Origin of the sequence: Segatella copri (assembly GCF_026015625.1) — a bacterium.
GTDB lineage: Bacteria > Bacteroidota > Bacteroidia > Bacteroidales > Bacteroidaceae > Prevotella > Prevotella copri_H.
In genome coordinates this window covers 3,626,672-3,649,212 of record NZ_JAPDVG010000001.1, presented here as the reverse complement: position 1 = coordinate 3,649,212, position 22,541 = coordinate 3,626,672, and the positions used below count along the sequence as shown (strand labels likewise).

The window sequence follows — 22,541 nt, the reverse complement described above, 5'->3', positions numbered from 1 at the left end:
GTACATTATAAATTATACAATATAAATTAGATTATCGTGGATTACAAAAATATGAAATTCAGGATGTGTAACGGCTGCGACCGTGGTCTGTGCGCTAAGGGCGTAGGAAGACAGGACAGACAGCTCAACACATACGACTGGCTTGCCGATCTACCCGGCAATGCTGAAAGTACTGACCTCGTGGAGGTACAGTTCAAGAATACCCGTAAGGGATATTACCATAATGTGAATAACCTCGACCTGAAGAAGGGCGATATAGTGGCGGTAGAGGCTAACCCGGGTCACGACATCGGTGTGGTTACGCTGACCGGAAGACTGGTAAAACTCCAGATTAAGAAGGCAAACCTCAAGTCGCAGGATGATATCAAGCGTATCTACCGTATCGCCAAGCAGGTGGATCTTGACAAATGCAAGGAGGCTAAGAGCCGTGAACACGGCACCATGATCCAGAGCCGCCAGATTGCCAAAGATCTCGGACTGAAGATGAAAATAGGTGATGTAGAATATCAGGGAGACGGCAACAAGGCTATCTTCTATTACATCGCTGACGAACGTGTGGACTTCCGCCAGCTCATCAAGGTTCTTGCCGATACCTTCCATGTGCGCATTGAGATGAAACAGATCGGTGCACGACAGGAAGCAGGCCGCATCGGTGGAACGGGTCCTTGCGGCAGAGAACTCTGCTGCGCTACCTGGATGAAGAACTTCATCAGCGTTAGCACCAATGCAGCACGCTACCAGGACATCTCTCTGAATCCTCAGAAACTTGCCGGTATGTGCGCCAAACTGAAGTGCTGTCTCAACTACGAGGTAGACAGCTATGTAGAGGCTAGCAGAAAGTTACCTCCTAAGGATGCCGTACTGCAGACTGCCGACGGTGATTTCCATCAGTTCAAGGTGGATATCCTGGCAGGTCTTATCACCTACTCTTCTGACAAGAACCTTGCTTCCAACCTCGAAACCATCAGCATCGAGCGTGCCAAGGCTATCATCGAAATGAACCGTCAGGGCGAGAAGCCATTGAGTCTGCTGGAAGACGGTAAGGCAAAACCTGTAGCCAAGCCAGTCGACCTGCTTGCCGAAGCTGATTTGAGCCGCTTTGACAAGGCTAAGAAAAAGAAGAAGAAGAACAATAAGAATAAGGGACCTCGTCAGCAGGAGGGAGACAACAAGCCTCAGAAGAACGAGAACCGCGCGCAGAATGGCGACAACAAACCTCAGAAGAATGAAGGCAAGCCAAACAACCAGCGCCGCGACAACCGTAATCAGGGCAATCATCCTAAGGGTGACAACCGCCAGCCAAGAAACGACAGACGACCTAACAAGGGCAACAAGCCGCAGAATGGCAACAAGCCGCAGGGTGGAAACAAGCCGCAAGGCAACAACGCCCCACAAGAATAAAGAATAGGAGCTAGAAAAAGATGAAAAAGACTGTTTATTTCATCGTTTTGACAGCGATCGTTCACATTCTCTCTGCCTGCAGCGGTTCGACCGTATACGATGAGTATGCCCATACACCGATTGCAGGATGGGAGAAGAACGACACCCTATCATTCGAAGTATCACCTCTACTCGAGCCCGGGCATTACAAACAAAGCCTGGGACTTCGCATTACAGGTGCCTACCCATTCATGGGACTTACGCTCATCGTAGAACAGACGGTTTATCACCGAAACAGAAAGATACCTGGCGAATGCAAGATAGATACGGTAAACTGCCAGCTGATTGACAAAAACGGCGTGAGCAAAGGACAGGGTATCAGCTACTATCAGTATAACTTCCCTATCAACATCTATCAGATGCATCAGGGCGATTCCATACACGTAGCCATCAGACATGATATGAAAAGAGAAATCCTGCCCGGTGTGAGTGACATCGGCATCAAGATTTCAAAGATACAATAAAAAAAGAGTGAACAGATTCATCAACAATCTGTTCACTCTTTTTTTTTAACTTCTCACTAAGTTCCTTCCCGCATCAATTCTCAAGAAGATGAAAAGAAGGATGGTGAATCCCCATAACGAACTGCCACCATAACTGAAGAACGGCAGCGGAATACCGATAACCGGTGTTAAACCCAGCACCATTCCCACATTAATAAACAGGTGGAAGAGGAATACCGACAGGACACAATAGCCGTAGATACGCCCGAATTTATAAGGTTGCCGCTCAGCCAGATGCATCAACCGCAATATCAAAGCCAGGAAAAGCAGCAGCACGCCTGCCGAGCCGAGGAAACCTTCCTCCTCGCCTACCGTACAGAAAATAAAGTCTGTATCCTGCTCAGGCACGAACTTCAGCTTGGTCTGCGTTCCATTGAGGAAACCTTTTCCCTGAAGTCCGCCGGAACCAATGGCAATCTCACTCTGATGCACGTTATATCCCGCACCAGCCAAATCTTCATCCAGTCCCAGCAGTACGTTGATACGCACTCTCTGATGAGGTTCCATCACATGATTCAACACATAATCGGCAGAATAGAAGAAAGCGATACTTCCCAACGAAAAGATGGAGATGAGGAAGTAATTCCGGAACCGGGTTCTCAGTCCCTGATAAACCAGGAATCCGATGAGCATAGCACACAGGAAGAGCTGGATCCACACAATGTCGAACGGAATGACATAGGTAGAAAAGAGCACGAAGAGCAGCGTAATGCCTACCGAATAGGCAAGAATCATCAGTGCCTGTTTCCTGTCGCCCGTATAGGAGTTCACCATGCCAGCCGTAAAAATCTGCACCAGTAGAAGCACGACAAACTTACCCACAGAAGTATAGGTATCCCACATCATCACGTTCTCATACTTCACACCCACTACGAAGTAAGCCACCATCGACACGCCGGTAAAGAGAATGGCACCCGGCATTCCTTCGCGGTAAAGCATGAGGAAGAATGAAAGATAAACCAAGGCAGAACCCGTTTCGCGCTGACCTACGATGCAGAGCATCGGCAGAACGATAATGCCTACGGCTGCCATGAAATGCTTCAGGTTCTGCATACTGAAACCATAGCTTGACATAAACTTGGCTACCGCCAGAGCCGTAGCAAACTTACCAAACTCAGCCGGTTGCAGTCGGAGCGGTCCCAACACCAGCCAGGAGTGGGAACCCTTGATGCTATGCGGATTGAATATCGTAGCAAAGAGCAAGAGTATCAGGACGCCATAGATGACATACGAGAAGGTATCGTAAAACCGGTCATCAAGCAGCAGGATTACCAATCCCAGTGCTATGGATGTGCCAATCCATATAATCTGCATACCCGAGCGGGCACCCAGACTGAATATCTCGTTGTCACCATAGTTATAGCTGGCTCCACAGACGCTCACCCATCCGAAGATGAGGAGTGCCAGATAAAGACCTATCGTCCACCAGTCAAGTGAAGCAAGCACACTAGGTTGTTTATTATCGATCATAATCTATAAACTATCAACTATTAACTGAAAACTATCTACTGCTTAATCCGTAGGCGATTCTACGGGCCTGCATCTCTGCAGCCCTGCGCTCAGAATCAGGAGATAACTTACCCTTGAGATACTGTTCCATCATCAGACCACCGATAGGCACACCATAGTCAGCACCCCAACCACCATTTTCTACATACACGGCAATGGCAATCTTCGGGTTGTTCATCGGAGCAAAGCCCATGAATACAGAGTGGTCATGACCACGGTTCTGTGCCGTACCCGTCTTGCCGCAAGCTTCGAAATCGTAGCGGCCGAGCAGCTTACAGGTTCCCTTCAGCGCCGAACTTCTCATACCGGCTACCACATAGTTGTAAGCCCGTCGGGAAGCCTTGGTATAATGGCGTCGGGTATAGAGCGTATCAAGCGGTTCACCCTTCACCTTTCTCACTACATGAGGCACATAATAGTATCCCCTGTTGGCAATGGTAGCACCCAGGTTGGCTATCTGCAACGGCGTGAGGTTAACCTCACCCTGACCGATAGAAATACTGATTACCGTCAGTCCGTTCCATGAACCATTGTAAGCCTTATCATAGAACTGTGCATTCGGAATCAGACCGCGTTTCTCGCCAGGCAAGTCGATGCCCAACTTATAGCCGAATCCCATGCTCACCATATAATTTTTCCATACGGTCATCGCATTCTGTACGCTGCCATACTTCTTGCGGTTACCTATCATATAGTAAAGACCCCAACAGAAGTAACCGTTACAAGAGGTACTGATGGCATCAACCAGCGAAATAGGCGACGGGTGACCATGACAGCCTACATGCAGACCCTTATAAGAGAAACCATGATTACATGGGAATGCTGTTCCCGGTGTGATGATACCTTCAGTAAGATAGGTCAGCGCCTGGCTGGTCTTAAAGGTAGAACCCGGAGGATACTGTCCCTGAATACTACGGTTCAGGAGCGGTTTCCAAGGATTCTGCGAGAGCCACTTGTGCATCTTGCCGCGGTTTCTACCCACCAGACGTCTTGGATCGTAAGAAGGAGAAGAAACCATAGCCAGCACATCGCCCGTTCTAGGATCGATGGCAACGATACTGCCGATTTTACCCTGGAGCAGACGTTCGCCCAAGGCTTGCAACTTGACATCCAATCCCAGCGTCAAGTCCTTTCCAGCCACAGGTTTCTGGTCGAGTTTACCATTCTGATAGCTACCCTGTATTCTTCCGTGGGCATCTCTCAGCATGATCTTCACACCCTTCTCACCACGCAGCTGCTTCTCATAAAACTTCTCGATACCCAGTTTTCCGATATAGTCACCAGCCTGATAGTAGTCATCATCTTCAATATCGCTTTGCGAAACCTCACCCACATCACCCAGCACATGGGCTGCATAAGGGTAGGTATATTCTCTGACGGTACGTTTCTGGACATAGAAACCGGGGAATCGGAACATCTTCTCCTGGAACACACTGAAATCCCGGTCGCTCAGCTGTCCCATAAAAAGCTGCTGGGTATAGCGCGAATAGCCCGGGTTTTTAGAGCGGTCCTTGATATCGTTCATTCGCTTGATAAAAAACTCTTTCGTGATACCCAGCGAATTACAGAAATCCATCGTATCAAGCCTGCCGCTCTCCTCGTTCATGACCACCATCAGATCGTAAGACGGCTGATTATACACCAACAGCTTACCATTACGGTCGTAAATGGCACCACGGGCGGGAAACTCAATATGCTTCAAGAAGGCATTACTGTCGGCATTCTTCTTGTAGTCGTCGCTCATAATCTGAAGCGTAAACAGACGAATCATGTAAATGACCACAATAGCTATGGCCACTCCACCGATAACGAATCTACGTTTTTCAAGATTGTAATCCAACATACCTTATTATATATAGCAAACTAAAAATCGTGTTCTTTTCTCTCTCATCACTTATCCGGAATCTTACTTTCTGAAACGTTCTGTCGCCATCACCAATATATAAGTGATAACCGTACTTCCGCCTATACATTCCAACCAGTGAACCCAATTAAAGAAATTGAATGTTTCGAGTGTAAAGAACAATAGATTATAAACGAGAATGATGAAGAATACGTACCAGCAATATGCACCTACGCCGATAGAACGCATGGACGGTTCCAGATCGTCGGCGCTGTCACGCGGTACGAAAAGTTCAAACAAATAAGGTTGTAGCAGTCCTACGGCAGTCATCGAAGCTGCTGCAACACCTGGCGTATTGGCAAATACGTCCACACAAAGCCCCATCATAAAGCACCACAATAACACCGCCCATTTAGGATGGTTGCGGCGGAAATGCAGTACCATAATGATATACAGCAAGGGGGTGGCACAATTGAATAGATGAATATGATTAAACACCAATCCCTGTACCAGCACGAGCACCACAAAGGTAGCTAGTCTTTTCACTAAATCTATACTCATTGCTTTTTATATCCTCTTACTATACGTCATTATTGATTATTGTCTCCATTTGTTGCGATGCTATCCTGTGCTGCACGCATAATCTCCAACCGCTCTTTCATGGCGGCATCATCAATTACACATACATCACGCAGACGGGCAAAATCGGTAGAGAGGCGAAGTTGTACGCGATACGACAGTCCATCGGCGGAGTTGAACACGTGCAATATCCTGCCTACTCTCACTCCAGGAGGGAATACTGCGGAATAGCCACTCGTTACCACATAGTCACCCAATTTAAAGTGAGCATGACGTGGCACCTCTTCCAGATAGGCAAGGTCAGACACACCACCCTTCCAGCGCAGATAGCCAAAATAGCCTCTATTCTGAATCATACAACTGATGTTCGACTTCGTGTTCAATACCGGAATCACGATAGCGTAATGTTCTGCCACCAGATACACGATACCCACAACACCCGTACCGCTGATTACACCCATATCCTTGTGGATGCCATCCGCGCTACCCTTGTCAATTGTCATCAGGTTGCCGGGTTTATCGACACTATTCGCCACTACCTTAGCCGGAATCAGACGATAGTTTCTCAGCAATGCAAATTGGTCACGATGGTAGATGCTGCTATCCTTGGTCACGCTCACGAGACTGTCGGAAAGTTTCTGCACCTCCTGTTCGAGATATGCATTGCGCTGTGTCAGTTCCTGGTTCACCTTGGTAAGTGAGAAGAATGTTTCTACATTCGCATCCCATTCATACAACTTACCCGTTACGGCATTAGCCGAGGAGAACCAGGCACTGCCCTGATAGCTGTTATACTGAAACAACAGCACCATACTCACCACCTCAAGAATCAGGAAGACAAACCAATGGTTGTATTTCGCTAAAAACTCTAAAAGGTTGCGCATACTTTATTCTTACTATTAGAATAAGTTCTGATTATCTCATCAAGAATGAGAATCGGTCTACATTCTTCAACGCAATACCAGCACCCTTGGCAACACTGTGCAATGGATCTTCTGCGATGTGGAATGGGATATTGATCTTATCCTGCAAACGCTTGTCGAGACCGCGGAGCAAAGCACCGCCACCAGAGAGCCAGATACCATTCTTCACGATATCGGCATAAAGCTCAGGAGGTGTGTTCTCCAATGCTGAGAGCACAGCGTTCTCAATCTTTGCCACGGTCTTATCCAGACAGTGAGCAATCTCCTGGTAGCATACAGGTACCTCCATAGGCAACGCTGTAATACGGTTAGGACCATGTACGATGAAATCTTCTGGAGCCTCATCACCCAGATCGGTCAGAGCTGAACCCACATGAATCTTGATACGCTCAGCCATACGCTCAGAAACCTTCACGTTGTGCTGACGGCTCATATATTCCTGGATATCGGCAGTAAGGTCGTCACCGGCTGTACGGATTGAGTTGTTCGATACGATACCACCCAATGAGATGACAGCGATTTCGGTAGAACCACCACCTATATCAACAATCATATTACCCTCTGGAGCCTCAACATCGATACCGATACCGATAGCGGCTGCCATTGGCTCAAAAATCAAATATACATCACGTCCGTCGGCATGCTCGGCAGAGTCGCGCACAGCACGAAGCTCAACCTCGGTAGAACCAGAAGGTACACCGATAACCATACGGAGTGAAGGAGAGAAGAGACGGCTACCAGTATGAACCATCTTAATCAATCCACGCATCATCTGCTCACAGGCAGTAAAGTCGGCAATCACGCCATCTCGCAATGGTCTGATAGTACGGATATTATCATGAGTCTTCTCGTACATCATCTTAGCCTTCTCGCCCACAGCAATCATCTTGTCGGTGCGGCGATCAAGGGCTACAACAGAAGGTTCATCCACTACAATCTTATCATCACTGATAATGATGGTATTGGCTGTACCCAAGTCCATTGCGATTTCCTGAATAAATGAAAAAAATCCCATTTCGTTTCTAAATTATTTTAAGCTTAAAATTTTCTTTTTATTTAAGGAGTTAAGGAGTTAAAGGAGCATAGAAGCCACGGCAACAGTCTGTCATATACCAGGGATGGAATCCCCGCAGACACCTGTCCTGACTTCTTCCACTTCTTAACTCCTTAACTACTTTATTTTTCCGAGAGTTTACTTAGCAAACCAAGCATGGATTGCAGTATCGTAGTGAGAGCTTACACCGAATGCACGCTCTGCAAACATCTTGCGGTCTTCGATATCTGTCTCAGCACCCTTCTTCTTCAGGATATCGAGCAAAACGCCGTATTCTGCCTTGCTAGGAACGATCACCACGTCCTTGAAGTTTTTGGCACCTGCACGGATCAAAGAGATACCGCCAATATCGATTTTCTCGATGATATCAGCATCGCTAGCGCCGCTAGCTACAGTCTGTTCGAAAGGATACAAGTCTACGATGACGAGATCGACAGAAGGGATTTCGTATTCCTTCATCTGCTCCTGGTCACCCTCGTTGTCACGGCGAGCCAAGATGCCTCCAAATATTTTAGGATGAAGAGTCTTTACGCGACCACCCAAGATAGATGGATAGGTAGTGACCTCCTCAACTTTCTCGCATTCATAACCCAAAGATTCGATAAACTTCTGGGTACCACCAGTACTCAGGAATTTTACACCCTCTTCATTCAACTTGGCGAGCAATTCGTCCAAGCCATCCTTGTGGAAGACAGACACCAACGCTGTCTTGATTTTCTTTGTTTCAGCCATTGAACTTATAAATTATAATTTATGATGGTGCAAAGGTACGAAGATTATTTTGATTACACAACATTTCCCCCCATAAAATAGCATTATTTAAAGGATATTTAAAAGATAATTGAGAGAAATCAAGAAATAAGCAATCTGAGCGAATTCTAATTCTATCATTTCTTCGCGTACTGAACTTTCGCAAGTAAGCCCCACACGCCCTGAAAGGAACCTGAGTCTTCAGGGCGTGCTGCTTCTGGAGCATTTGGGCCTTCAGCCCGTACTCAAACCGCCTTCTTCTGTCATTCTGTCCGGGAATTTCTCTTATTTCTATCTTTTACCTACCCAAAACAAGACAGATTGTCAGTAAACCATTGATTTTCAACGAATAGGCATAAGTTTCGCTAAAGGATGGGAGGAACGCACCGGGAGGTTTCCGAAGAGGAGATTCCGGCGCTCATCCAAATAACACAAATATGAATATATAATATAAGAAAGGAGATATTAATATGACATTCGACAAATTTACAATCAAGGCGCAGGAGGCGGTACAGGAAGCCGTAAACATTGCGCAGCGAAATGGTCAGCAAACCATCGAACCGGTGCATCTGCTTAGCGGTATCCTTGAAAAGGCTACCGATGTGACCAACTACATCTTCCAGAAGTTGGGCATGAACGGACAGCAAATCGCCATGCTCTTGCGTCAGGAGATGCAACATCTGCCTCGTGTGCAGGGCGGCGGTCAGCCGTACCTCAGCAACGAGACTAACCAGATACTGATGAATGCCGAGGATACCGCCAAGAAAATGGGCGACGAGTTCGTTAGCGTAGAACCTATCCTGTTGGCTATCGTACAGGGCAACTCTACTGCTGCACGTATTCTGAAGGATGCTGGTGCAAATGCCAAAGATATGCTCGCTGCCATCCAGGCATTGAGACAGGGACAGAACGTAAAATCACAAAGCGCTGATGATAACTATCAGAGTTTGGAGAAATATGCGAAAAACCTTGTAGAACAGGCAAGAAGCGGCAAGCTGGACCCAGTTATCGGACGTGATGAGGAAATCAGAAGAGTACTCCAGATTCTGTCACGAAGAACCAAGAACAACCCTATTCTGATAGGTGAGCCTGGTACAGGTAAGACTGCCATCGTAGAAGGTCTTGCCGAGCGTATCGTGCGTGGCGATGTACCGGAGAATCTGAAGAACAAGCAACTCTATTCTCTCGATATGGGTGCGCTGGTAGCCGGTGCCAAATATAAGGGTGAGTTCGAGGAGCGTCTGAAGAGCGTCATTAAAGAGGTAACCAACGCCAACGGCCAGATTATCCTCTTCATCGATGAGATTCACACGCTGGTAGGTGCAGGCGGTGGCGAGGGTGCCATGGATGCAGCCAACATTCTGAAGCCAGCCCTGGCTCGTGGTGAACTGAGAGCCATCGGTGCTACTACCCTCAACGAGTATCAGAAGTACTTCGAGAAGGATAAGGCGCTGGAACGCCGTTTCCAGACCGTCATGGTCAATGAGCCTGACGAGGTAGACGCCATCAGTATCCTCCGTGGTATCAAGGAGCGCTACGAGAACCATCATAAGGTACGTATTCAGGATGATGCCTGCATCGCAGCCGTCAAGTTATCAGAGAGATACATCTCTGACAGATTCCTCCCTGATAAGGCTATCGACCTGATGGATGAGGCAGCAGCCAAACTGAGGATGGAGCGTGACTCTGTACCAGAAGAACTGGATGAGATTACCCGCCACTTGAAGCAGTTGGAGATTGAGCGTGAGGCCATCAAGCGCGAGAATGACCAACCTAAGATTCAGCAGTTGGATAAGGAAATTGCAGAATTGAAGGATCAGGAGCATGACTTCCGTGCTAAATGGGAAGGCGAAAAAGCACTCGTCAACAAGATTCAGCAGGATAAGCAGGAGATAGAAAACCTGAAGTTTGAGGCTGAACGCATGGAGCGCGAAGGCAATTACGAACGCGTAGCTGAAATCCGCTATTCTAAACTGAAGGCGCTCGAGGATGACATCAAAAAGATCCAGGAGCAGCTGAAGAGTACACAGGGTGGCGCAGCGATGGTCAGAGAGGAAGTTACAGCTGATGATATCGCTGAAGTTGTAAGCCGCTGGACCGGAATACCAGTAAACCGTATGATGCAGAGCGAGCGTGAGAAACTGCTCCACCTGGAGGAAGAACTCCACAAGAGAGTCATCGGACAGGACGAGGCTATCACCGCTGTAAGTGATGCCGTTCGCCGCAGCCGTGCCGGTTTGCAGGATCCTAAGCGTCCTATCGCCAGCTTCATCTTCCTCGGTACTACCGGTGTAGGTAAGACGGAACTTGCCAAGGCGCTGGCTGAGTATCTGTTCAATGACGAGTCGATGATGACCCGAATTGATATGAGTGAATATCAGGAGAAGTTTAGCGTAACCCGTCTGATCGGTGCGCCTCCAGGGTATGTAGGCTACGATGAAGGTGGTCAGTTGACCGAGGCTGTACGCCGCAAACCATATAGTGTGGTTCTCTTCGATGAGATTGAGAAGGCGCATCCTGATGTTTTCAATACCCTGTTACAGGTATTGGACGATGGCCGGTTGACCGACAACAAGGGTCGTGTAGTCAACTTCAAGAACACCATCATCATCATGACTTCCAACGCAAGCCGTGAGATGTTGCGCAAGACCTTCCGTCCTGAGTTCCTGAACCGTATTGATGATATCATTACCTTCAAGCCGTTGACCCAGGAGCAGATTGCCGAGGTTGTAGAACTTCAGATGAAGCGAGTAAAGAAGATGTTGGAGCCTCAGGGCTTTGAACTTCGCTGGACTCCTGCAGCTATCCAGTATCTGGCAAAGGTAGGATACGACCCTGAGTTTGGTGCCCGTCCTGTAAAGCGCGCTATCCAGGATTATGTATTAAACGACTTGAGTAAGAAGATTCTTGCAGAAGAGGTTAGCAGAGAGAAACCAATTACCATCGATCATACAGATGCAGATGGATTGGTCTTCAAAAACCAATAATTCCAGCAGATAACCAATCCGCGGAAAAAACGGATTGAAACATAAAATAAAGAGGGTGACAGATTCAGATATCTGCCACCCTTTTTTATTTATTATACACTGTTTTCCATCAACACACTCCACCTTGACCGCCAATCTGCCATCAGGTGATATTACTTCATAATTGTTGGCTTGCGCACAAACCGCGCCGAGCAACAAAATACCAGCAATACATTTTTTTGCTTCATTTTCATTGTTAGGTTGAAATTATTATCTGTCTATGACGCAACAGCAGTATAGCCGACGTTCCAGCTTCTGTTACTGTAGCGTACAACAAAAATCGCTACTGACGGAAAAGAAACCAAAAAGCCCCGACATCACGTCGAGGCCTTTGAAGTTTTTGAATGTTTCAGCAGTTTGTGTTTTTTATGTAGTTATGATTTGTTCGTTTTTGAAAATCAATTCTTTTTCTGGGTGCAAAATTAAGACAAATATTGATATAAATCAAATAAATCTCGATTTTTTATGCAAAAAACCACGTAAACGTTTACAATTTTTGCGCACCCAAAAGACCCTTTGTGAGCAGTTGTGGCTAAAATACAGCTGTGCATTTTGTGTCTTTTGAATATTTTCTGCCACATTAATAAAAAAGTTAAAATATTGATGCTATATTTTGTTTTCTCTGTATTTTACACTATCTTTGCACTATCTTTTCACATTATTATATATATAAAGAAATTAGATGAAAGAATTTGTAATATCAGAAGTCAAGGCGGAAACCGCTGTACTCGTGGGTCTGATTACCAAGACACAGGACGAAGCCAAGACAAAAGAATATCTCGACGAGCTGGAATTTCTTGCCGATACTGCGGGGGCTGTCACCGTAAAGCGATTCACGCAGAAGGTGGTTTCTCCTAACCAGACCACCTATGTGGGTAAGGGTAAACTCGAAGAAATCAAAGAATATATCAAAAACGAAGAAGAGGAAGATAGAGAAGTAGGTATGGTCATCTTTGATGATGAGCTTTCTGCCAAACAGATCCGTAACATCGAACAGGAACTGCAGGTAAAGATTCTGGACCGCACCTCACTCATCCTCGATATCTTCGCCATGCGTGCGCAAACCGCTGCGGCTAAAACCCAGGTAGAGTTGGCGCAATATCGTTATATGCTCCCTCGTCTGCAAAGACTCTGGACTCACCTGGAACGACAGGGTGGTGGTTCAGGTTCTGGTGGCGGTAAGGGATCTGTTGGTCTGCGTGGACCGGGTGAGACCCAGCTCGAGATGGACCGCCGTATCATCCTCGGCAGAATGAGTCTCCTCAAAGAGCGACTGGCAGAAATCGACAAGCAGAAGACTACACAGCGAAAAAACAGAGGCAGAATGGTGCGCGTAGCACTGGTAGGCTATACCAACGTAGGTAAATCTACCATCATGAATCTGCTCAGCAAGAGCGAGGTGTTTGCAGAGAACAAACTCTTTGCCACCCTCGACACCACCGTACGCAAGGTAGTGGTAGACAACCTGCCGTTCCTCCTTGCCGATACCGTAGGATTCATCCGCAAATTGCCAACCGACCTGGTCGACTCATTCAAGAGTACCCTTGACGAGACACGCGAGGCCGACCTTCTTCTGCACGTAGTAGACATCTCACATCCCGACTTCGAAGAGCAGATCCAGGTAGTAGAGAATACGCTCAAGGAACTGGATTGCGCCGATAAGCCATCGATGATTATCTTCAACAAGATAGACAACTACTCATGGGTAGAAAAAGAGGAAGACGACCTCACACCGATGGAGAAAGAGAACATCCCGCTGGAAGACCTGAAGAAGACCTGGATGGCAAAACTCAATGAGGACTGCCTCTTCATCTCGGCAAAGAACAAGGAGAACATCGACGAATTCCGCGAGATACTCTACAAGAAAGTAAGAGAGTTGCACGTACAGAAGTATCCATACAACGACTTCCTGTACCAGGATTATGAGTAAGAACATAAATATCAATAACAAGTAAGTTATGAATGATTACAGACCTTTAACCACCGAGGAAATCGAGGTGCTTAAACATAACGACTGCTGGGCCGAAGACTGGACCTCAGTCAATGTATCAGAAGATTTCAAGCCCAACTTCATGCACCGCGTGATGCTCTATGGCGAAATAAACATCGGATCCTTCAACAAGAACGTGGAGGTGAGCCAGGGCTTCGTAAAGCATTCGGGCATCAACAATGCCACCTTGCGCAATGTAACCATAGGCGACGACTGTCTGATAGAAAACGTAGGCAATTTCATCAACAACTATACCATTGGCGATGATTGCTACATCTCAAACATCTCGACCATGGAAACCACCGAGGGAGCTACTTACGGCGAAGGAAATCTTGTGAGCGTACTCAACGAGGTGGGCGAAGGCAACGTAATCCTCTTCAGCGATCTGAACAGCCAGCTGGCAGCCTTCATGGTGAAGCATTTCCCTGACAAGGAAATGAAGGAGAAGATTCGCCAGCTCATCAAGACCGACATCGACAACAAGATGCCGGATCGGGGACAGATTGGCAATAATGTGAAGATCATCAATACCAAGGAGATTACTAACTGCGTAATCAATGATTACTGCGAAGTGAACGGTGCTTCCCGTCTGAGCGACTGTACGCTATTGGGCTCTGTTCATGGCAACGTATATATCGGCACAGGCGTTATTACAGAAAACAGCATCATCGCTGAAGGCGCCAGCGTCATCAACAGCGTAAAGATACAGGATTGCTTCGTAGGCGAAGCCTGCCAGCTGTCTAACGGCTTTACCGCATCAGCCTCCGTATTCTTCGCCAACTCCTATATGAGCAATGGCGAGGCTTGTGCAGCCTTCTGCGGTCCTTTCACCGCTTCTCATCATAAGAGCAGTCTGCTTATCGGAGGCATGTTCTCTTTCTATAACGCCGGTTCTGCCACCAACTTCAGCAACCATGCCTACAAGATGGGACCTATGCACTGGGGCATTCTGGAGCGCGGTTCCAAGACAGCCAGCGGTGCTTATCTCCTGATGCCAGCCACTCTGGGTTCCTTCTCAGTATGCTTCGGCAAGCTGATGCACCACCCTAACACCCGCAATCTGCCTTTCGCCTACCTCATTGCCGATGGCGACAAGATGTTCCTCATCCCGGGCAGAAACATCACTACCGTAGGTCTGTACCGCGATATCAAAAAATGGCCTAAGCGTGATCTCCGTGCTATGGAGAACCGCAAGAGCATCGTCAACTTCGACTGGCTTTCACCTTATTCTGTTGGCGAGATTCTGAAGGGTAAGAAGATTCTTGAAAACCTGCGCGAGGTAACGGGCGATAATGTTTCGCAGTATCTCTATCACGAATATATCATACCGGCTTCATCGCTCCACAAGGGCATCAAATATTATGATATCGCCCTCCGCATCTACATGGGTGCCGTATTGAAGCGTGTACTGAAGCGCGACCCAGCCATCACCCCTCCAGCCAGCCATGTCGGCGTGGGCGATTGGGATGATCTTTCGGGACTCCTACTCCCGGTTTCTGAAGAAGAAGGCATCGTTAGGGATGTGAAGGAAGGAACTATCGAGAATATAGAACAGTTGCTCGACCGGTTTGAAGAAATCAATGCCAACTATCGCGACTACCAGTGGGCATGGACCTACCAGATGATCTGCGATTACTACGGCATCAGTGACATCACACTCGAAGATGCCAACCGCATACACGAAGATTATATCAAGGCACGCCGCTCATGGATAGCAGAAATCCGAAAGGATGCTGAGAAAGAATTTGCCATGGGCGATGTGGAGGAAGAGGTTTTCCGCAACTTCGTCGACAGCCTCGACCAGGAAATAGAATATGAGAATTAATTAGACTTGAATATTTCAACAGTTTAAAATAACAAAAAACATTATGGCAAAAACTCCAGATTTTAAGTATGCTCCAATGTTCCAGATTGGAGAGGACAAGACAGAGTATCGCCTTATCTCTAAGGAAGGCGTAAGTACAGCAGAGTTCGAGGGTAAGACTATCCTCAAGGTTTCTAAGGAAGCTCTTACTTTGCTGGCACAGCAGGGTTTCCACGACGTAGAGTTCATGCTCCGTCGTGAGCACAACCTCCAGGTAGCTAAGATCCTCAGCGACCCAGAGGCTTCAGAGAACGACAAGTACGTAGCACTCCAGTTCCTCCGCAATGCAGAGACTGCCGTGAAGGGCATCCTCCCATTCTGCCAGGATACAGGTACTGCTATCATCCACGGTGAGAAGGGCCAGCGCGTATGGACCGACTTCGAGGACGAAGAGGCACTGAGCCTGGGTGTTTACAACACCTACACACAGGACAACCTCCGTTATTCTCAGAACGCTCCTCTCAACATGTATGATGAGGTGAACACCCGTTGCAACCTTCCTGCTCAGATTGATATCGAGGCTACAGAGGGCGACGAGTACCGCTTCGTGATGGTAGCTAAGGGTGGTGGCTCTGCCAACAAGACCTACTTCTACCCAATGACCAAGGCTACTATCCAGAACGAGGGCACATTGCTCCCATTCCTCGTAGAGAAGATGAAGAGTCTGGGTACAGCAGCATGTCCTCCTTACCACATCGCCTTCGTTATCGGTGGTACTTCAGCTGAGAAGAACCTCCTCACCGTGAAGTTGGCTTCTATCAAGTACTACGATGAGTTGCCTACAACAGGTGATGAGACGGGTCGTGCTTTCCGTGACATCGACTTGGAGAACAAGCTCCTCGAAGAGGCTCACAAGATTGGCTTGGGTGCACAGTTCGGTGGTAAGTATCTCGCTCACGATATCCGCGTGATCCGTCTGCCACGTCATGGTGCAAGCTGCCCTATCGGTATGGGTGTAAGCTGCTCTGCCGACCGCAACATCAAGGCTAAGATCAACAAGGACGGTATCTGGTTGGAGAAGATGGATGAGAACCCAACAGAGTTGATTCCTGAGGAGCTCCGCAACCCAGGTGAGGGTACCAAGGGTATCGAGATTGACCTCGACAAGGGTATCGACGCAGTTCGTGCTGAGTTGACCAAGTATCCTGTAAGCACCCGTGTTAACTTGAAGGGTACCATCATCGTGGCTCGTGACATCGCTCACGCTAAGCTCAAGGCTCGTCTGGATGCAGGCGAGGAGATGCCTGAGTACTTCAAGAACCACCCTATCCTCTATGCAGGACCAGCCAAGACTCCAGAGGGTTATCCATGTGGCTCTATGGGACCTACCACAGCCAACCGTATGGACCCATACGTAGATGAGTTCCAGGATCATGGCGCTAGCCTTGTAATGATTGCCAAGGGTAACCGTGGCGATGTTGTTACAGAGGCTTGCAAGAAGCATGGTGGTTTCTACCTCGGTACTATCGGTGGTGTAGCTGCCGTTCTCTCTCAGAGTTCTATCAAGAGCATCGAGTGCGTAGAGTACCCAGAGCTCGGTATGGAGGCTATCTGGAAGATTACCGTAGAGGACTTCCCTGCATTCATCCTCGTAGATGATAAGGGCAACGACTTCTTCAAGCAGTTGAAGCCTTGGACTCCTTGCAAGGAATGCCAGAAGTAATGATACTGAAATCATGATAATGAAAAAAGCTCAGGGCAGATAGCCCTGAGCTTTCTTTTTATACTTACATCGAATAACCTGTTCTGTTTCCGAAACAGGAACATCCGTTTAAAGCAGCAGTTTATATGTCTTGCTTTGCATACCGTTTTCTACCCGCAACAGATAAACGCCTTGTCTGATACCCTGTAAAGAGAGACTGACTGTTTTTCCATCCGTACCAGATGCCTGTCTGAGCAGGTTTCCTCCCGCATGATACAGTTTAATCTTTCTCACGTCCTTGCCCGAAACCAAGAGTTGCTGTCCCTCGCGACAGATCTCGGTTTCAGTATCAGAGATGGTAGCATTTTCTATTCCTGTAGCTGTATCCTGATAGAGAATAAGGATATCGCCCTTTCGCTTGAGAAAATAAGAAGGTTCCTGCGGATTCTTCAGTTCCACTTTCTTTCCTCCTATCTCGCCCATCACCCTGAACAGATAGGTATGACCGTCGGTCCAAGGCAGATTATTCTTGCGCAGCCAGTAGCTGTAAAGCGGCACGTCTAAAGCTGATGAGACGGTTACATCATCGCTGATTCCATTTACCTCTATTTCTTCCTTTGTATGTACATCTTCAGAGATGAGGGAAACATGCCCCTCGTAACTGCGGTCTTCTGTCGTACGCAGCGAAACACCCATCTTGAAGAGAGATACCTTCGATACATCGACGCTTCCGGTTTCTATCTTCTCGTTCGAATCATCAGCCAGAAAGACTTCAGCTTTTGCCATCAGCGGTTTCTCTTCTCCCTTTACCACCTCTATATAGGCTGCATCCTGGTCGTGGATTCCGTTGACCGGACAATCCTGGGTTTCGGCTTCATCCGAAGTAATCTCCAGTTTCACCTGATAATATCCCGGAGCAAGCTGGGCAGGAACCGAAAGGAGAATCGGGATTTCGGTCTCGCTGAAACCATCTATTTCGGTCAGCTGGTCCACACGTGTACTCAGCACAACCTCCTGGTTCTCATCCAGCAGTTTCACTCTCAGGTAACAGTCGCGTGGCACACCATTGAGGTTCTTGATAGTGAAGAAGGCACGTACCTTGCTGCCCTGTTCAGCTTTGCCGTCAAGTCTTGGCTGCCCCATCAGTTGGAAGCGGGCATCTTCCGAACAGATTTCAGAGATGCGGCCGGCACCGTCTTTCAGTTCCACCCCGATAACAGGTGCCTTCTTCATCGGCAGGAAATCATCCCATGAACCATCATCCTTCCGGGCTGCACATATAGCAATGATACGGTAATAGCCGTTTTCAAGACCGGCAAGACTGAGACTGATTTTCTGAGCCTGATTGATAAGATAATCAGTTCCCATCCATCCCTTCTGCTCTCCGCCATAAAGTCTTTCCGTAAAGCCTCCCTGCTGATGATCATCTGAATAAACCACCTGCTTGAGATTCCCTGCTTCATCATAAACGGCAACACCGATGTCACCCCTGAAAGGCTTGCCTCTGTTGACGAAGGAATTCATCTCGACAGTTACCGGCTGTGAAGGCTCGAATAACTTTCCCGACGCCTCTTTCAGGCTGAGAGAACCGCCCTCGTTGAACATCAGCTGCGGCGAAGTTTCCAGCAGTCCGCGCTCTATTTCGGGATATTTCCCGTTGTTGGGATGAGCTAAAATGGCGGTAATGGCACGGTTAAAGGCAAGCGGTTTGCCCTGAAACTCACTTCCGGTCTGCGAAACATTGAGATTGGTGAGCGAATAGTAGGCATCGCCCTGTCCCTCCCAACCGAAGTTCATGTGGAAGAGGCCGTTTTCATCGAAACCATCAGTTACCCAGGCATGACCGGAAGCCGAACCGGCTGGTCTGCCTTCCAGATAAACCGGACATCCGTTAAGCAGTTCCTGTCTCAGGATTTCGGCAAACCTTCCCGGTCCTTCTACAGCTTTCGTAACATAGGCTGCCGAATAATCGAAATGCTTCTGCAACGCCTGATAGGCGAAGACTCCCTGGGTTCCACTTGCGCTGGGCGTATATTGCATGAAAGAAGCCACACCCACATCGTTCATCAGTAAGGCTACGGCATCAATCTCTGCAGGAGTAGCCTGAACCGGATAGCGGTAGTCGGGCAACATGTTGGCCCAGTCGTAATGCGACTGACTGAAATCCGCACTTTTCTTGTCCTGGTAGTAGGTTACCACATATTCGTTTTTTCCCTGTCCCTGAGCCGGCCACTGATGATAATACATCATCTGAGCCACAGCCGTAGCCACACAGCCGCTGTATTCATATCCCGTTTTAGCATTAAACGGATACGACTGTCCCCATTTGCTTTTCAGCATCGGCGCTACGGTTTTAGAGTAAAGTCCGTTGCGTGTATGGCTTTGCACCTTCACCTTTCCTTCTTTCAGCACCTCGAAAGTCTGTCGGTATCCCGAAAGCAGCAGTTTTACGCAGGGATTGGCATTGAGCGTATCGAGACTACCTTCTTTGCTGTATCCCAGCACTTCACCCATCTGGTCATCACCTGATACGATAACGAATCCCTGTCCCCGCGCATCATTATATATATAATAAGGTGTACCAGCCTTATTTTTCCTGCCCTTCTCCTTTGCTTTCATACCGTCGTTTTGCGGCAGAGTGACATATCTCTTAGCAATCTCCGCCGCCTTCTGCCAGTTAATTTCCTCGGCATGAACAGTTTGAGAACAGGTCATCATCAGAGCAACGAATCCCACAAATAGGTTCCCCATTTTCAGTCCCTTCCATTTTTTCCTTTCTTCTTTCTTTTTCATTTCTTCAGGTCTTTTTATTTGATATTGAGTTAATTACGCCACCTTCTGGAAATATCAGATTAGCTACACTTTGCCATCATCCAGAAAGTTTTCTGCAAATATACAACTTTTCTTTGAAAAAAAAGAGATTTTTCAAAAATATAACAGCATGATTATTTGGACAAACCAATATTTATTCTTATCTTTGCATCCTATTTTTCATAGTAAGTATTTTAACAGTAAAAACTCAAAATGATGAAGCAGAAAAAACATCGAAAGATTCCGGCACTGGCTGCTGGAACCACACTCGTGGCAGCGATGACCCTGATGGCATCCTGCTCCACCGATTATGAAGACCAGATCGTGTACAACGACATTGAAAAACCGTTTCAGGAAGATTTCAAAAAGGATACGGTGGTTTTCGAAAAGTTGCCGGCAGAACGGGCTAAACACATCCTGAATCTATCTGACCCATCAACTGAAATCGTAGACAAACCGGATTACACCTTCCAGACAGACAACCTCATCAATGTTAAGAAATCTACTGAGGATGAATCGCTCGTCATCACCAGTTGGTCGGCAAAACCAGTCTCCAACGTAACACTCGAGATGTATATCCCGGAAGTGGATGAATACATTCCGGTGGCGTTCATTAAATCCATTCCCGCCTTCTCCCGCTTCTCCTTCAAGCCATCATTCGTTGGCAGACGGAATATCTGGAAAAAGAAAAACGGAAACTTCGTGAGTTTCACCTGCCCGTATCTCGACCTTAACAGGATGAAGACACGTCTCGTGAGCGATGATGAGCACTTCAAGATGCTCCAAAAGATTGACGCCAGATGGACCTGCAGTTTCTCCAACTACGGGTGGACTCCAGAGGTTGGAGAATCGCACAAGTTCCGTGAAATGAAACCTATCTACGCCCGCGAATGGGTGGTGATTGTCACCAACTATACCTATATGATGACCACTCCGGAATATAAGTATGTGATGGCAAACTTCAAGAAGGTGATGGGCGGCGATCTCTACGACAACAATAAAGTAACGTTCACTGCCGAGAAATACCAGAGCGAAATGGAAAGATTCAAGGCACCGAAAAACTTCGTGCTCGGACAGTCTAGTCCGGCATACGGTGGATTGGGCGGCGGCTACATCTGGACCGTTACCGACTGGAACTTCTATGGCCATTATGGTTCGTTCAGCGGATGGGAAGCAATTACCCACGAGCACATGCACTGCATGGACTATAGTCACGACAGCAACATGACGTATCCAGCCAAAACACCGGAAGGCGTCAACGTAGGATGGCCGGAATTTATCTGGCAGCTGCACATGTGGTTGAGCCATAAGGGCGATCTCCCTTATACCGACCGCAATCTGCTGGGCTTCCACAAAGATGAGAATGCCAAGTATCGCGACTGTGGTATCAATGATACCTTCAAGGATGATGCCAAACTGCAGAAGACCATAGAGGATTTTTACAAAAAGAGCAGACTGGTGAAATATTTCACAGAGAACCCGATTAAAGATCATGCAAAATAAAGGAGGAAACGATATGAGAAAAAATATGATCATGATAGGAGCAGGAATGATGCTGGCTTTAGCTTCCTGCGATAAGACAGAAATACGTGAGATAACGGAAGACAGAGTGGTACCGCAACCGGTAGATACCATCAAGGTGGCAGATCATTTCTATCTGGACGGACATCTTTCCCGCACAGCCGAAGATTTAGGTGGCAGACCGCTGGATGCAGCCAACCTCTTTCACGATGGCGAAGAGTTGTATGTGGCGAATTTTGCAGGCAAGTGTGTCGATGTCTTCGATGCCGAAACGTTGGAATTCAAGCGCAGCATGAGCAACGGAGACCGCACGCTGGCACGCGATGTTTATGCTGAAGGCGACCATCTCTTTGTGGCTGCCGGCGAAAATCAGGAGGTACAGATCTTCGACAGGAAAACGGGCAAATATCTCAGCCGTCTGGGCACAGGTTCCTGGCCAGCCAGCATGATTTCGAAGGTGGGCTGTGTTTGCGCAACCCCTCGTCTTGTTTTCGTGCGCGACTCAAAGTATACCAACATCCGAGTCTTCGACCGCGAGGCGCTGAACCTGGAGGCAGCAAACAACAATAAGGTATTTGCCAAGCTCAGTACGGGTGGCGATTTCATTGGCAGCAGTAATGAGCCGCTTGGAGAATCCTACGATATGGAGGTGATTGGCGATTCGCTCTATGCCTTCATCCCTCGCACGGGAACCATCTATTCATGGAAAGTAGAAGACATCATCCAGCAAAAGGATTATGCCCCGCTCAAGGTTTCCCGTTCTCAGGAGTTCAAGCTACGTTCCATTTCAAAGACCGGTGACAAGGATAAGTTCTTCGTATCAATGTTGAAGGACGGCAAGATACAGTTGGCAGAATACAGTCTCGCCGATTTCCAGGCAAGAAACTTTGCCAATCCGTTGCGCAGTTTCACCGCCGATGACCGCGTCCTCCTTCCTTCGCAGACCATCATAGCCTACCAGAAGGAGAAACTGATACTCACCAATGGTGCAAAGTTAGACCGTTGGGATATCCGCAACAATCCGGCATACGAAATCAAGCCAAGACAGAAATAACCGTAGCGTTGTCTAATTTTAAAAATTATTGA

The 22,541-nt window shown here is 47.6% G+C and carries 15 protein-coding genes; 8 read left to right on the top strand and 7 right to left on the bottom strand.

Going from position 1 to position 22,541, the window contains the following annotated elements:
- Positions 1-36 precede the first annotated feature (36 nt).
- On the top strand, positions 37-1,401 hold the full coding sequence (gene ricT, locus ONT19_RS15105) for a PSP1 domain-containing protein (protein WP_264953250.1): 1,365 nt from the start codon (positions 37-39) through the stop codon (positions 1,399-1,401).
- 20 nt (positions 1,402-1,421) lie between these two features.
- Entirely contained in the window at positions 1,422-1,904 is a 483-nt protein-coding gene (locus ONT19_RS15100; protein ID WP_118080867.1) for a gliding motility lipoprotein GldH, read from the top strand.
- A gap of 45 nt (positions 1,905-1,949) precedes the next feature.
- On the opposite strand, the gene rodA is transcribed toward ONT19_RS15100, so the two are convergent.
- The 6 genes from rodA to ONT19_RS15070 all read right to left on the bottom strand — a co-directional run bounded on the left by rodA (position 1,950) and on the right by ONT19_RS15070 (position 8,583).
- Complete coding sequence (gene rodA / locus ONT19_RS15095) at positions 1,950-3,413, bottom strand: rod shape-determining protein RodA (RefSeq protein ID WP_217326957.1); 1,464 nt, start codon at positions 3,411-3,413, stop codon at positions 1,950-1,952.
- A 31-nt stretch (positions 3,414-3,444) separates the two neighbouring features.
- On the bottom strand, positions 3,445-5,295 hold the full coding sequence (gene mrdA / locus ONT19_RS15090) for a penicillin-binding protein 2 (RefSeq protein WP_264953249.1): 1,851 nt from the start codon (positions 5,293-5,295) through the stop codon (positions 3,445-3,447).
- A 63-nt stretch (positions 5,296-5,358) separates the two neighbouring features.
- Positions 5,359-5,856 (bottom strand): rod shape-determining protein MreD, encoded by a 498-nt coding sequence (mreD, locus tag ONT19_RS15085; protein ID WP_264953248.1) that lies wholly within the window; start codon positions 5,854-5,856, stop codon positions 5,359-5,361.
- A 29-nt stretch (positions 5,857-5,885) separates the two neighbouring features.
- On the bottom strand, positions 5,886-6,758 hold the full coding sequence (gene mreC / locus ONT19_RS15080; protein WP_022120424.1) for a rod shape-determining protein MreC: 873 nt from the start codon (positions 6,756-6,758) through the stop codon (positions 5,886-5,888).
- 31 nt (positions 6,759-6,789) lie between these two features.
- Entirely contained in the window at positions 6,790-7,812 is a 1,023-nt protein-coding gene (locus ONT19_RS15075; RefSeq protein WP_006847875.1) for a rod shape-determining protein, read from the bottom strand.
- 177 nt (positions 7,813-7,989) lie between these two features.
- Complete coding sequence (locus ONT19_RS15070; RefSeq protein WP_264953247.1) at positions 7,990-8,583, bottom strand: IMP cyclohydrolase; 594 nt, start codon at positions 8,581-8,583, stop codon at positions 7,990-7,992.
- 488 nt (positions 8,584-9,071) lie between these two features.
- On the opposite strand from ONT19_RS15070, the gene clpB reads away from it, so the two are divergent.
- The 4 genes from clpB to ONT19_RS15050 all read left to right on the top strand — a co-directional run bounded on the left by clpB (position 9,072) and on the right by ONT19_RS15050 (position 17,144).
- Positions 9,072-11,588 carry an ATP-dependent chaperone ClpB gene (clpB, locus tag ONT19_RS15065; RefSeq protein ID WP_022120423.1) on the top strand — a complete coding sequence of 839 codons (2,517 nt, stop codon included), beginning with the start codon at positions 9,072-9,074 and terminating at the stop codon, positions 11,586-11,588.
- Between the two features lie 721 nt (positions 11,589-12,309).
- Entirely contained in the window at positions 12,310-13,557 is a 1,248-nt protein-coding gene (gene hflX / locus ONT19_RS15060) for a GTPase HflX (RefSeq protein ID WP_022120421.1), read from the top strand.
- Between the two features lie 28 nt (positions 13,558-13,585).
- Complete coding sequence (locus tag ONT19_RS15055; RefSeq protein ID WP_117587997.1) at positions 13,586-15,442, top strand: DUF4954 family protein; 1,857 nt, start codon at positions 13,586-13,588, stop codon at positions 15,440-15,442.
- Between the two features lie 43 nt (positions 15,443-15,485).
- Positions 15,486-17,144 (top strand): fumarate hydratase, encoded by a 1,659-nt coding sequence (locus ONT19_RS15050; protein WP_264914129.1) that lies wholly within the window; start codon positions 15,486-15,488, stop codon positions 17,142-17,144.
- 108 nt (positions 17,145-17,252) lie between these two features.
- On the opposite strand, the gene ONT19_RS15045 is transcribed toward ONT19_RS15050, so the two are convergent.
- Complete coding sequence (locus ONT19_RS15045) at positions 17,253-19,916, bottom strand: thiol protease/hemagglutinin PrtT (RefSeq protein ID WP_264953246.1); 2,664 nt, start codon at positions 19,914-19,916, stop codon at positions 17,253-17,255.
- Between the two features lie 231 nt (positions 19,917-20,147).
- On the opposite strand from ONT19_RS15045, the gene ONT19_RS15040 reads away from it, so the two are divergent.
- Positions 20,148-21,437, top strand: a complete 1,290-nt coding sequence (locus ONT19_RS15040) for a hypothetical protein (RefSeq protein ID WP_264953245.1) — start codon at positions 20,148-20,150, stop codon at positions 21,435-21,437.
- Between the two features lie 13 nt (positions 21,438-21,450).
- Positions 21,451-22,509 carry a YncE family protein gene (locus ONT19_RS15035; protein WP_264953244.1) on the top strand — a complete coding sequence of 353 codons (1,059 nt, stop codon included), beginning with the start codon at positions 21,451-21,453 and terminating at the stop codon, positions 22,507-22,509.
- The last annotated feature ends 32 nt before the right edge of the window (positions 22,510-22,541 follow it).

Bases quoted from the DNA above. Each gene is read 5' to 3' on its own strand.
- mreD (WP_264953248.1), bottom strand. From the start codon at position 5,856: ATGAGTATAGATTTAGTGAAAAGACTAGCTACCTTTGTGGTGCTCGTG.
- rodA (WP_217326957.1), bottom strand. From the start codon at position 3,413: ATGATCGATAATAAACAACCTAGTGTGCTTGCTTCACTTGACTGGTGG.
- ONT19_RS15040 (WP_264953245.1), top strand. From the start codon at position 20,148: ATGATGAAGCAGAAAAAACATCGAAAGATTCCGGCACTGGCTGCTGGA.
- ONT19_RS15050 (WP_264914129.1), top strand. From the start codon at position 15,486: ATGGCAAAAACTCCAGATTTTAAGTATGCTCCAATGTTCCAGATTGGA.
- mrdA (WP_264953249.1), bottom strand. From the start codon at position 5,295: ATGTTGGATTACAATCTTGAAAAACGTAGATTCGTTATCGGTGGAGTG.
- mreC (WP_022120424.1), bottom strand. From the start codon at position 6,758: ATGCGCAACCTTTTAGAGTTTTTAGCGAAATACAACCATTGGTTTGTC.
- ONT19_RS15070 (WP_264953247.1), bottom strand. From the start codon at position 8,583: ATGGCTGAAACAAAGAAAATCAAGACAGCGTTGGTGTCTGTCTTCCAC.
- ONT19_RS15045 (WP_264953246.1), bottom strand. From the start codon at position 19,916: ATGAAAAAGAAAGAAGAAAGGAAAAAATGGAAGGGACTGAAAATGGGG.
- ONT19_RS15055 (WP_117587997.1), top strand. From the start codon at position 13,586: ATGAATGATTACAGACCTTTAACCACCGAGGAAATCGAGGTGCTTAAA.
- ONT19_RS15035 (WP_264953244.1), top strand. From the start codon at position 21,451: ATGAGAAAAAATATGATCATGATAGGAGCAGGAATGATGCTGGCTTTA.
- hflX (WP_022120421.1), top strand. From the start codon at position 12,310: ATGAAAGAATTTGTAATATCAGAAGTCAAGGCGGAAACCGCTGTACTC.
- clpB (WP_022120423.1), top strand. From the start codon at position 9,072: ATGACATTCGACAAATTTACAATCAAGGCGCAGGAGGCGGTACAGGAA.
- ONT19_RS15075 (WP_006847875.1), bottom strand. From the start codon at position 7,812: ATGGGATTTTTTTCATTTATTCAGGAAATCGCAATGGACTTGGGTACA.
- ONT19_RS15100 (WP_118080867.1), top strand. From the start codon at position 1,422: ATGAAAAAGACTGTTTATTTCATCGTTTTGACAGCGATCGTTCACATT.